The organism is Providencia stuartii (assembly GCF_029277985.1).
Classification (GTDB): domain Bacteria; phylum Pseudomonadota; class Gammaproteobacteria; order Enterobacterales; family Enterobacteriaceae; genus Providencia; species Providencia zhejiangensis.
In genome coordinates this window covers 500,478-512,683 of sequence record NZ_CP119546.1, presented here as the reverse complement: position 1 = coordinate 512,683, position 12,206 = coordinate 500,478, and the positions used below count along the sequence as shown (strand labels likewise).

Below are 12,206 nucleotides of genomic sequence, written 5' to 3'. Positions count from 1 at the left end.
TATGGCAAAGACCGCTTTCTTGGTGATGAATCTCAATGCATGAGCAATGTAATTGAAACAATGCATAGGTGAGTGCATATATCGGCGTTAAATAGATGATAGGGATACAGAAAAAGAGCATTAGTGTCGTTACCACTAACGCTCTTTATACGTTTAAGAACGTGTTATTTCTTTTTTATTAATAAAGGTAATAACAATACTGCTGATAAAAGTGTGGCGATTATCATTGTCATAAAGAAACCATTCCACCCTGCGGTTTCAATGATCTTAGCCAGTGGGTATCCCGACAAAGCCGCGCCTAAATAACCAAATAAACCAACAAACCCAGTTGCAGCACCAGCTGAATCTTTATGAGAAGCTTCTGCGGCCGCCATACCAATCAACATTTGTGGCCCAAAAATAAAGAAACCAACAAAAAAGAAGCAGACTGAGATTAATAAATACCCCATTTCAGGGAATAGCCATAAAAAAGCAGCCACAACACCAATACCTATCATAAAGATAATATTCATCGGTGTTCTATTCCCTTTAAAGAAAAAGTCAGATCCCCAACCAGCGACTAATGTGCCAATAAATCCCCCAATTTCTAGGAATGACAGGGCTGAGTTAGCTTTAATTAAATCATAACCATATTCTTCGACTAAATATAAATTAGTCCAGTCATTCAATCCAATACGTACGATATAAACAAGAATATAGGATATGGCTAATAACCAAACATATTTATTGGTAAATATATATTGAACTAAAATGGGCCAAAGTTTTAATTTTCGACTAGAGGCTTCTTGTTGTAATTCAAGTTCATCATTACGCCAATGTCCTACGGTTGGCAGCCCCATTGTTGAAGGTTTATCTCGCAAACGTAAACAGACAAATAACCCAACAACAATTGCAATGATACCGGGTATATACATACCGTAACGCCAACCATAATGTACTGCTAGCCCCCCAGCTAATAGAGGAATAATAGCACCACCAACATTATGGGAGGTATTACAAATAGACCACCATAGCCCTCGCTCATTACGAGAATACCATGAGGTTAAGGACTTAGAGCATGGCGGCCATCCCCAGCCTTGGAAAAACGCATTTAACACCCAAAAGAAAGTAAATAACCATAAACTTGAGCTCATCCCAAAAAAAATGTTGATAAACCCAGTAATGATTAATCCCACTCCCATGAAAAAGCGGGGATTAGAGGCATCACTCATAATACCGGAAGCAAAACGAGAGATGCCATATACTAAATAAAATGCCGTCGTTAATATACCAACATCAGAAATACTAATTCCCAGATCTTTAATCATTTCAGGCATCACATAATTAAAGCTCTTGCGGGTGAAATAATACGTTGCGTACCCAGCATATAACGCAATCATAATATGAATTCGCCAATAACGATAAAGTTTATCTATTTCTTTTTTATCTGTTATAGGGGGTTGGTCGGGTAACGTTTTTATCCATCGGAACATAACATTCTCCTCAATAACCATTATTTTTATTTTTTGTCGTTATTTATAAAAACTGCTGTAATATTTCCAATGCTTGTCGATGGAGCTCTGCTGTTCCCGCCGCAACGACGGTTTTTCCTGAATGCATCGTTAACGGTTTTCCATCCCAATCTGTAATTTTTCCTCCAGCGCCCTCGATAACGGGGACTAACGCACAGTAATCAACCTCCCGCATGCCACCACTATCAATACTTAAATCAATACGCCCTGTAGCAAGACAGGCATAGGAGTAACAAGCTGCCCCATAAACTCGCCATTTCGTTTTAGGTATAATGTGTTCGTAGCCTGCGCGATGTTCAGGTAAGACAGGTTCGGTATTACTGGAAGACATGAGCGCTAACTCTAACTGAGTGCAATTACGGGTTTGAATGGGCAAGCCATTTAATGTTGATGGGTGGCCTTTTACGCCAACCCAACGTTCTGAGACGGCAGGGTGTTCGATAATACCTAAAACAGGTACTCCGTGGTGACAAAGCGAAATGAGTGTGCCGTAAATCGGAATCCCTGCAATAAATTGCCGAGTACCGTCAATAGGGTCAATAACCCAAGTAAACTCTGATTCTCCTAATTGAAAGCCATATTCTTCACCCAAAATGTTATGTTCGGGATGAAATGTTTGGATAATTTGTCTAATTTCTCGTTCTACATACTGGTCAATTTCAGTAACAGGACTTTCATCATCTTTAGTATCAAAATAGATGTGCTCATAAAGTTTATTTTTACGATGTTCCGTTAAAATATAACGAGCCCTGTCTGCGGCAACATGTGCTGCTTGTAAAAAAATACGATAATCCATGGTGACCTCTCTTGTTCTGCTTGCCTGTTTTTAACGATCATCTTCGCGACCTAAAAAACTTAACCATTTGTTTTTTTTTATTTAAATAGTTGATATATGAATTGAGTTTTCACTCTACCCATAGCGAAATTTGACTCTTGAGACACAATAACCAACTTGATGGTTTTGTGAATTTATTGTTTCAATAATGTTTCAATTTATAGACTGAGGGATTTTGTCTCGATGATCTTGATAAGTTTCCACGGAAATAGTGCGTAATTCGGCATAACGGCTGTCAAGCCAAGGAATAATACGTAGAGTGACCAGAGATTGACTGAGGCTTAGCACTGATAAAATACAGACCTAAGTTCGACGAATAAAAACCAATGAGAGAAATGAATTCGTCAGAGTGTGTGCTTTGAACAGAGCTTATACTGAAAGGTCGCTGTTTGATAATAGTCAGAATATAGTATGCTTTATTTATTGAGCTGTTTTAGATAATTCATATTATCTAAAGTCGCATTTTCTTTAATCTATAGTTTTTAATAAATAATGTTATTGAATGATTCTAAACAGATAACCGTGTTCGCTATTATCAATACTATTTCAACATTCAAATAAAAATCGAAATCAATTAACCCTTCTCATTCTGAAATTCGTCGACTGAATATATTGCACATTCCTCCCGTGATGAACATTATTAAATAGATTAATTCCCTTAATCGCATCCCATTAAGATCGAAAAAATCATCTTATATAAGAAATAAAAGACCAAATTAAAATTAATATATTATTTATCTATTTTATTTGTAAATTAAAGAAAACAGATGATACTTATAATCACTCACTAAATTCCCACTGAGTCAGATGATTATCAATATGAGAAAAAACACATAATGAAATAAAGATACTTACAATAACAACAGCACAGTAATGAATACACCAGACATACTGGATCATAATCTAAATTTAGACTCATTATTTATCAAAAGTTAACTTGATGACTGGATAACCAACTGAATATTAAGCATTAGTTCTTAATAAAATAATAGCTGACATTTTAATACATTATATTAAACCATATTTAAAATTTGATAATCCAAATAATAATTTCATAAGGATATGTTTGCTTCATGTTTATAGATGCTTCCGCATTTTTGATTATTTTATTTTAATGATTAAAGAAAGTCGTTCTTTTTTACCCGTAAGTTTATTTTAATTTTAACAAAAACCTCGATAAGGTGACCTATTATGAATGAAAAATCAAATTCTAACGTTATATTTTTAATCACTAGCTCTAATACCGCATCAGCGGATGGTGTCAGTTATAATGAGATTATCTGTGTCTTCTCTTTTGGTGATATGCCAATTAATGGCGCTCAAGTGAGTTTTCATACCAGTCATCAAAATGCCAAGTTTTCAAATGACCAACGTAGTATAACGGCACACACAGATTCAGAAGGAAAATGTCGTGTTTTATTAGCGAGTACAGAAGAGTCTGTATTAGTATTTGCCCTAGTTAATTATAATAATCAAAATTACTCAACGTCGACAACGAGTGTATTTTCTGATCATAATAATACTGATAATGAATTGTTCTCTTACGTTCTGAAAAATAATGCCCAAGCTGACGGAAAAGATACTAACTATATCGTCTATAAGTTACTTGTTAATGGTCAGCCAAAAGAAAATGAATATATTACATTTGATAAATTACCAGCAACCAGTTCAGCTAACATTGCGCCTGCTTTCGGCGTAACGGATTCTTATGGACAATTGCTCATTACTATTACGGATACCAAAGCAGAAAGTGTGTTTATTACCGCTCATGCGGTTACAGAAAATATCTATGCAGAACCGCAATTTATTAGCTTTATTCCAGAAGTGCCTGCCAGTACGATTGAAGGTGATATTACCATTACAGGTCCTAGAAGTCTTCTCGGTCACTTTGGCCTTTTAGGTGAAGATTTTGTTTTTGAGCCTGGTCGCTATTACTCTTTTCATCTGAGTAATAGAGCCGATATCAGGGTAGCTAGCTGCCCTAATGGAACTTTATTTAATGGGCTGAATAATAGATGTGCCTTACTTAACGATGACCCCGTGCTATTAGATGATTTTAATATTGAAGGTAGACCTTTCTATTGCTCGAGAGGGGGTTCAATAATGAAAGAATATTTCTACTCTACTACTAACATAAGAGAAACCCACCACTTTATCTTTAAAGATTTAGGCACTTCTCTTTCGTAAAAAATCACTGTCACCTCGCTGAATATCAGTGAGGTGACAGTGCATTTGGCAACACCGCTTGATAAACATGGTCAGCAGCTTAATCATACAGCACATACAGTAATTATTGCTGGCTAACTCAGAGTAAAACCGCCTTATATTATAGATTGTTATCGAGTCATACTCTGTTCCAGCAGGCTCAATGTTCGATTATTCATTGTATTCAAATGAGATTAGCTTATTACCAACCAGTATTTACCAGCCAAGTGAAAGGTTCATCACTTAACCAGTTAATAATCACAATCGTTTACGGTCGTTCTAGAATTCGAGCACCTGGTCCTTTACGCCCTAACACATCATCAGGGTTGCGCAGTGGACATTCACTCAGCGATAAACAGCCGCAACCAATGCAGTGGTCTAGTTCATTACGTAAACGCGTGAGCTGTCGGATCCTCCTATCTAACGACGTTTTCCATTCAGTTGACATCTCCTTCCACTGCTCTGAAGTGAGTTTGCTATTCGCTGGAAATTTTCCCAATGCGTCTTGAATCTCTTTTAATGGAATACCAGTGCTCTGAGCCACTTTAATAATTGCGATATAGCGTAATACCACAGAAGGAAAGCGTCGCTGATTGCCTTGTGTTCTCGTACTTTGAATCAACCCTTTTGACTCATAAAAGTGGACAGTCGATACAGGTACACCAGAACGTTTTGCCACCTCTCCAACCGTTAATGCCCTTGTAAAATCGATCTTATGTTCACCCTTAGCACGCCTTTTTGTCGTTTTCGTGTCTTTCTCCGTCATTTTTACCCCCCTTCTCTTGACCTCAACTTAACTTAAGGTTTTATAGTGCCAGCCACTGAATTTGTCAATTCAGATTATTCCATTCTATTTTCTGCATGAGGTGGTGACAGCACTCATTGTATGACATGCAGGTTAACTTGTTTTTAAAGGGGATAGGCTATGCCATCGGTAATTGCCAAAATTTTAGAAAGCAACACATTATGGATTATCGCTCGTTTGCTGATGTCAGTTCTGTTCATTTCATCTGGCCTAGCAAAGGTTTTTGACTATGAAAATAGCCTAGCAGAAATGCGCGCAGCAGGGTTACATCCAGATTGGTTTTTCAATATCGCCTCTGCTGCGGTCATGCTAGTCGGCTCACTATTATTACTCTTTAACCGACTACTATGGCTGGGCACCGGTGCTTTAGCCGTATTTTTATTCTTGACTATTGTCGTTGTTCATACCTTTTGGAGTTATACCGGTGAAGAAGCGAAAATCGCCATGTTTTGGGCTATTGAGCACACTTCGGTTATCGGAGGATTAATGGCAGTCGCTATCGCGGGTCATTTCCGTGAGCTTTATTTCGCTGTTAAGGCACAGAAATAGTAGGTATTGATAATGAATAAAAAAACAATTGTTACACTGTGTTCTTTACTTATTGCAGCTGGCGGTGGAGCCGCGATTTACACGTCTTATGCTCAAGATGAAAAAGACGAACAAGCGGCTTATCAATATCCACCTGTGAAGGTCGCTTTAGCACCAGTGACTCAAGATAATGCTCCACGTACTTTTTATGGTGTTGGTGAGTTAGAGGCCGGTAGCCAAGTGTTTGTTGCCGCTGAAACCAGTGGCCGCATCACAAAAATTAATTTTGAATCAGGCCAGCAGGTTAAAAAAGCCCAGCTCCTAGTACAGCTGAATGATGCCGTCGAGCAAGCCGACTTGGCTCGCTATCAAGCTCAGTTGCGTAATGCGTCAAGGCTGTATGATAGAACTCGTACACTGGCAGCCAAACATTTAGTGGCAGAAGCGCAAGTGGACAGTACACGAGCAGAGCGCGATATAGCGCAAGGGCTAATCCGCCAAACACAAGCTTTAATCGCGCAAAAGGCTATTCGTGCTCCATTTGATGGCACTATCGGTATTCGTCAGGTACATGAAGGACAATACCTGAGTCCGGGTGAAGCGATAGCTAGCCTGGTTGATACTCAAACATTGAAACTCAACTTTTCTCTTGATGAACAAGCTGCGCCTGAATTGCATGTCGGCCAAATTGTCGATATCAATGTTGATGCTTATCCCGGCAAAACCTTCCCTGCTCGTATCAGCGCTATTGATCCGTTAGTCGGTAAGTCACGCACCATCCAACTCCAAGCCACGCTAGAAAATAGTGCTGGTGAGTTAAAGGCCGGTATGTACGCTAACGTCAATGTGATACGTCAAGCAGAGTCTGCTGTACTGACTATTCCTGAAACCGCAGTCACTTATACCGCGTACGGTGACACCGTTTTCATTGCTGAAGGTAGTGGTGAAAATATGACGGCAAAACAAGTCTCGGTGAAAATAGGCCAACGTTGGGATGGCAAAATTGAAATTGAGCAAGGTTTAAAAGCGGGCGACAAGGTGATCACTTCAGGGCAACTTCGCCTCAATAATGGTTCTGCCATTACCCCTGTAGCACAAGACACACTAACAGAATCACCCGTTAAGACAGCTCAAGATTCATAAGGACGGCGCTATGAAATTTACTGATGTTTTTGTGCGCCGACCTGTTTTGGCGCTGGTGGTGAGTGCTTTAATTGTCTTAATAGGGTTATTTGCATTAAGCAAACTCCCTATTCGCCAATACCCTCAATTAAAAAGTTCCACTATCACTATCACCACACAATATCCAGGTGCATCCGCTAACTTGATGCAGGGCTTTGTGACTCAACCTATTGCCCAAGCTGTTTCTTCAGTTGAAGGTGTCGATTATTTATCTTCTTCTTCTGTGCAAGGGAGTAGCTTAGTCACGGTGAGAATGGAACTTAATCGAGATTCAACTCAAGCACTCGCGCAAGTGATGGCCAAGGTGAATCAAGTGCGTTACAAGCTGCCCAAAGAAGCTTATGACCCAGTGATTGAGCTTTCTTCCGGTGAGTCTACCGCGGTTGCTTATATCGGATTTTCCAGTACCACCCTTTCCATTCCTGCTCTGACGGATTATTTGTCACGAGTTGTTGAGCCTATGTACTCTTCTATTGAAGGGGTTGCCAAAGTTCAAGTATTCGGTGGGCAACAATTAGCTATGCGCTTATGGTTAGATGCCGACAAACTGGCTGGCCGAGGACTGTCTGCCGCATATGTCGCTCAAGCTGTCAGACAAAATAACTATCAAGCTGCTCCCGGTAAAGTGAAAGGCGAATATGTCATTTCAAACGTCTATGTTAATACTGATCTCACCAATGTCTCTGAGTTCCAAGACTTAGTTATTCGCAATGACGGCAATGGACTGGTACGTTTACGTGATGTTGGCACGATAGAACTGGGTGCATCCGCCACTGAAACTAGCGGTTTAATGAATGGTGAGCCTGCAATTTATTTAGGTTTATTTGCAACGCCGACCGGAAACCCTCTGGTGATTGTTGATGGCATGAACAAGTTAATGCCTGATATCATAAAAACATTGCCGCCTAACGTGAAAGTGGAGATGGCCTTTGAAACATCCCGCTTTATCAAAGCCTCAATTGATCAGGTATTCAATACACTCGTCGAAGCGTTATTGATTGTTATTGCTGTTATTTATTTATGTTTAGGTTCCATCCGTAGCGTTATTATTCCTATATTAGCCATTCCACTGTCAATGTTAGGTGCGGCTGCACTTATGATGGCTTTTGGCTTTAGTATCAACTTATTAACACTACTTGCAATGGTCTTGGCCATCGGGTTAGTTGTTGATGATGCCATTGTTGTTGTCGAAAACGTTCACCGTCATATTGAGGAAGGTAAATCACCGGTACTGGCAGCATTAATTGGCGCTCGTGAAGTCGCAGGTCCTGTCATTGCGATGACCATTACTTTGGCAGCAGTTTATGCCCCAATTGGTTTAATGTCAGGTTTGACTGGCGCGTTATTCAAAGAATTTGCGTTAACTCTCGCAGGCTCTGTCATTGTTTCAGGTATCGTGGCATTAACATTATCCCCTGTAATGAGTTCATTTATGTTGAACTCAAAACAAAATGAAGGCCGTATGGCTCATGCTGCGGAAAAGTTTTTTACCTTCTTAGCAAATTACTACACGAAAGGCCTTAACTTCTCGTTAAAACACCGCTGGATCACCGGTATTATCGCAGTGTTCGTATTTATTAGCTTACCACTGTTATACCAATCCGCACCCCGCGAGCTAGCGCCTGTTGAAGACCAATCGGCCGTGTTAACAGCAATTAAATCACCACAACATGCTAACTTAGAATATGTTGAGCGTTTTTCTCGCAAACTTCATGATGTGATGATGGAATTACCTGAAACCGAAAGTACATGGATCATTAATGGTACTGACGGTATATCTTCCAGCTTCGGTGGTACCAATCTAAGTTCATGGGAAGAGCGTGAGCGCCCAGCATCCGCCATTCAGGCCGATTTACAAGGCATGGTTGGTGATGTTGAAGGTAATAGCATCTTTGTATTCCAATTACCTGCCCTCCCCGGCTCTACTGGCGGCCTACCAATACAAATGGTTCTCAGAAGCCCTCAAGGCTACCCTGTCTTATATAAAACGATGGAGGAGATCAAGCAACAGGCTCGTGAAAGTGGGCTATTTATGGTGGTAGATAGTGACCTTGATTACAACAACCCAGTGGTTGAAGTCAAAATTAACCGCTCAAAAGCCAATAGCCTTGGCATCAGTATGCAGGATATCGGAGAATCACTCACACTCTTAGTCGGTGAGAACTACATAAACCGCTTCGGTATGGATGGACGTTCTTACGATGTTATTCCACAAAGTGTTCGTAGCCAACGCTTAACACCAGATGCGCTTGCTCGTCACTATGTCAAAGCACAAGATGGCACCATGATCCCACTGTCAACCGTGGTCGACATCAATACACAAATTGAGCCAAATAAGTTAACGCAGTTTAATCAGCAAAATGCGGCAATATTCCAAGCGATTCCCGCTCCTGGTGTCACATTAGGACAGGCTGTTTCTTATTTAGAAAACATTGCCAATGAGCTGCCTGCTGGTTTTAGCCATGACTGGCAATCTGATTCGCGCCAATATAAACAAGAAGGTAACACCCTCGCCTTTGCATTTATGGCGGCGCTCATCATCATTTACCTTGTTCTTGCGGCACAGTACGAAAGTTTAGTCGACCCATTGATTATTTTGATCACGGTACCACTCTCCATTTGTGGGGCACTCATTCCTCTCGCATTCGGATACGCGACCCTCAATATCTATACGCAAATCGGATTGGTGACATTAATCGGGCTTATCAGTAAACACGGGATCTTGATGGTCGAGTTTGCGAATGAATTGCAGGCGCACGAAGGATTGGATAAACGCCAAGCAATTTTAAAAGCTGCACAAATTCGTTTACGTCCTATTTTAATGACCACCGCGGCAATGGTCATTGGTTTAGTTCCTTTGCTCTTTGCAACAGGAGCCGGTGCGAACAGCCGTTTTGGATTAGGCCTTGTGATCGTAACGGGTATGTTAGTCGGTACTCTATTCACATTGTTTGTTCTTCCCACCATTTACTCGCTACTTGCACGTAACCACAGTTCAACTGCATTAACCCCAAGACGTTACGAGCTAGCCGAAGCGAATCGCCTACTGAAAGAAGATGAGGAGAAAGCGCAATGAACCATAGCATCACGAATCGTCATTCAAAAAACAGTCGAGCCATGAGTAACAATGACATTAGTACCATGAGCAATAGCTTTGCCATGCTAATGATTTACCACGGGCTGACGGGTCATGCTACAAAGTCCCCCAATGAAAAAGGGGAGCCCACTCTGGATAAAATGACAAAATAGACTCTATATTCAGTAAGCCGCATACCTAAGATATGCGGCTTTTTACTATTCTATCAATCCGTTGCGTCCATTATAAAAAACAAAGACGAGATTGCCTTCATAGACAATTATTGGTTTCCCCGGCAAAGCGGCTAATATATCATCTTGCGAAGCCTCGACGAGTACAGCAATATCTTGATAATTATGTTGTTCTAATAACGTCGGCAGTTGATCTAAGCGATAGAATCGATTCGCTGCATCCGGATATTTTAATCCATAATTCAGCTCACCATTTTGGTGTAACATCGTAATATCACTACGCTTTAATACCCAAGCCAATGCAGTTCCTAACCCTACATTATTTGTCAGCAAATACGTTTTATTGGCTAACTGTGGACGGTATTTTTCGATCAATTTTTGAGGGGTATTGTTACTGGCAACCTTATCAGGGATCACATGGCCTACACTCAAACTCAACGCAAGAGTACAAGCGGCCGCCCAAGCCCAATATCGACGATGATATGAGATAACACCAGCAAGCCCCCAAAAGAGGAATGCACCAGCAGCCAGTAACCTTTTGTTATCCTCATCGAGTGAATAGGGACTCACTTGTGGGAAATAAGGTAATACAAACAAGGCAACCGCAAGAATCAGGCCAATACTGATATTAATCACGGCATTAAGGCGAATCGTCCCAACGCGATTTTGTTGTCTAATTCTATCGATATAAGCGGCCATTAAGACGGCAACGGGAGCCAAACAAGGAAGTATATAGGTCAATAACTTACCTTTAGTAATACTAAAAAATAGGAAAGGTACCAAGAACCACATCAGGAAATAAATGTGTAGGCCCTTTTGACGAAAACCATTCACTAACGCGGCTAAAAAATAACCGAGCCAAGGCAATACCGCTGCTATCAAGATAGGTATATAGAACCAGAAAGGTGAACGGTTTTGCGCATCTTCCGACATAAAACGCTGTACATGCTCAACCCAAAAGAAATAATGCCAATAATCTGGCTCACGACCCGCAATCACAATCGCCCAAGGCAGACAAACCAGGAACAAGCTACACAAAGAGACAAAAGCAAAACAAAAAACTTCTTTAAATTGCTGATAGTAAAGCGAACTTAAAACAATCACTAACCCCGGTATAACCAAAACCAAAAAGCCTTTTGTCATCAATCCAAGGCCACCCGCCACACCGAGTAAAATAAATGCGATCAACTTATGCGAGAAGCTTTTAGTTGTTAGGCCCCATTGATAAAAGAAGATAGCCATCGTGATAAATGCCGTCAAAATAGGGTCGAGGACATTATAGGTTCCAATGGCGAGCACCATTAACATGGAGAGATAAATCAAAGTGGCATTAAACGCAAGGTCATTTTTTTTCCATGCCATCTTTGCACTGAGGTAGACAAACAGGGCACTGGTTAAGGTGCTAAACACCACACCGAGGCGAACGGAAACATTATTTTCGCCAAACAGCATTTGAAAAAATGCATTCACCCAGTAACCAAAAATTGGCTTTTCAAAATAACGAATATCAAGAAGCTCAGGCACACTCCAGTTATAACTAAGAATCAATTCACGGCTAATTTCAGCATAACGTAACTCATCGGGTTGCCAAAGAAGCCGACCATTAAGCGGAATAAAGTACGTCAGTAATACAAACCCAAATAGCAGGCACCATTTAAGGTAGGCAATCTTATTATTTGCCATCATCATTTTTCTCAACCATTCTTTTAATAAAAACTTAATAATTATTAGATATACATCTGAGTGTTATTGACGACATGAATACGACATAACGCAATTATAATTATTTAGCTTAGTGCTCATTCATCCCATCATTATCACCAACATAAATAAACCTGATATAAACGAGTAAAAAATTAATTTATTATCCTTA

The 12,206-nt window shown here is 40.3% G+C and carries 9 protein-coding genes; 5 read left to right on the top strand and 4 right to left on the bottom strand.

Features of this window, described 5'->3' with window-relative positions; translation table 11 throughout:
• Positions 1-164: 164 nt before the first annotated feature.
• Both uhpC and P2E05_RS02175 read right to left on the bottom strand, forming a co-directional pair.
• The gene (gene uhpC / locus P2E05_RS02180) at positions 165-1,472 is read right to left on the bottom strand and encodes an MFS transporter family glucose-6-phosphate receptor UhpC (RefSeq protein WP_154622336.1); all 1,308 of its coding nucleotides are present in this window, start codon (positions 1,470-1,472) and stop codon (positions 165-167) included.
• A 43-nt stretch (positions 1,473-1,515) separates the two neighbouring features.
• Entirely contained in the window at positions 1,516-2,307 is a 792-nt protein-coding gene (locus P2E05_RS02175) for an inositol monophosphatase family protein (RefSeq protein ID WP_163860604.1), read from the bottom strand.
• A 1,230-nt stretch (positions 2,308-3,537) separates the two neighbouring features.
• Here P2E05_RS02175 and P2E05_RS02170 point away from each other — a divergent pair.
• Complete coding sequence (locus tag P2E05_RS02170; protein WP_154622218.1) at positions 3,538-4,533, top strand: Ig-like domain-containing protein; 996 nt, start codon at positions 3,538-3,540, stop codon at positions 4,531-4,533.
• Positions 4,534-4,819: 286 nt separating this feature from the next.
• Here P2E05_RS02170 and soxR read toward each other — a convergent pair whose 3' ends face one another.
• Positions 4,820-5,317 (bottom strand): redox-sensitive transcriptional activator SoxR, encoded by a 498-nt coding sequence (soxR, locus tag P2E05_RS02165; protein WP_154622217.1) that lies wholly within the window; start codon positions 5,315-5,317, stop codon positions 4,820-4,822.
• A gap of 159 nt (positions 5,318-5,476) precedes the next feature.
• Between soxR and P2E05_RS02160 the strand changes: the two genes are divergently transcribed.
• From P2E05_RS02160 to P2E05_RS21580, 4 genes are read left to right on the top strand one after another with little or no spacing between them, the layout of a single operon-like run.
• Positions 5,477-5,905 (top strand): DoxX family protein, encoded by a 429-nt coding sequence (locus P2E05_RS02160; RefSeq protein ID WP_154622216.1) that lies wholly within the window; start codon positions 5,477-5,479, stop codon positions 5,903-5,905.
• 12 nt (positions 5,906-5,917) lie between these two features.
• Complete coding sequence (locus P2E05_RS02155) at positions 5,918-7,027, top strand: efflux RND transporter periplasmic adaptor subunit (RefSeq protein ID WP_276122994.1); 1,110 nt, start codon at positions 5,918-5,920, stop codon at positions 7,025-7,027.
• Positions 7,028-7,037: 10 nt separating this feature from the next.
• Positions 7,038-10,142: a MexW/MexI family multidrug efflux RND transporter permease subunit gene (locus P2E05_RS02150; protein WP_276145367.1), complete on the top strand. Its 3,105-nt coding sequence runs from the start codon at positions 7,038-7,040 to the stop codon at positions 10,140-10,142.
• Positions 10,139-10,315: a hypothetical protein gene (locus P2E05_RS21580; protein ID WP_167520908.1), complete on the top strand. Its 177-nt coding sequence runs from the start codon at positions 10,139-10,141 to the stop codon at positions 10,313-10,315. Before P2E05_RS02150 ends, P2E05_RS21580 begins: the two co-directional genes overlap by 4 nt.
• 45 nt (positions 10,316-10,360) lie before the next feature.
• Here the strand turns inward: P2E05_RS21580 and arnT are convergent, their stop codons facing one another.
• Positions 10,361-12,022, bottom strand: coding sequence for a lipid IV(A) 4-amino-4-deoxy-L-arabinosyltransferase (gene arnT, locus P2E05_RS02140; protein ID WP_154622213.1), 1,662 nt, complete (start codon positions 12,020-12,022; stop codon positions 10,361-10,363).
• Positions 12,023-12,206 lie beyond the last annotated feature (184 nt).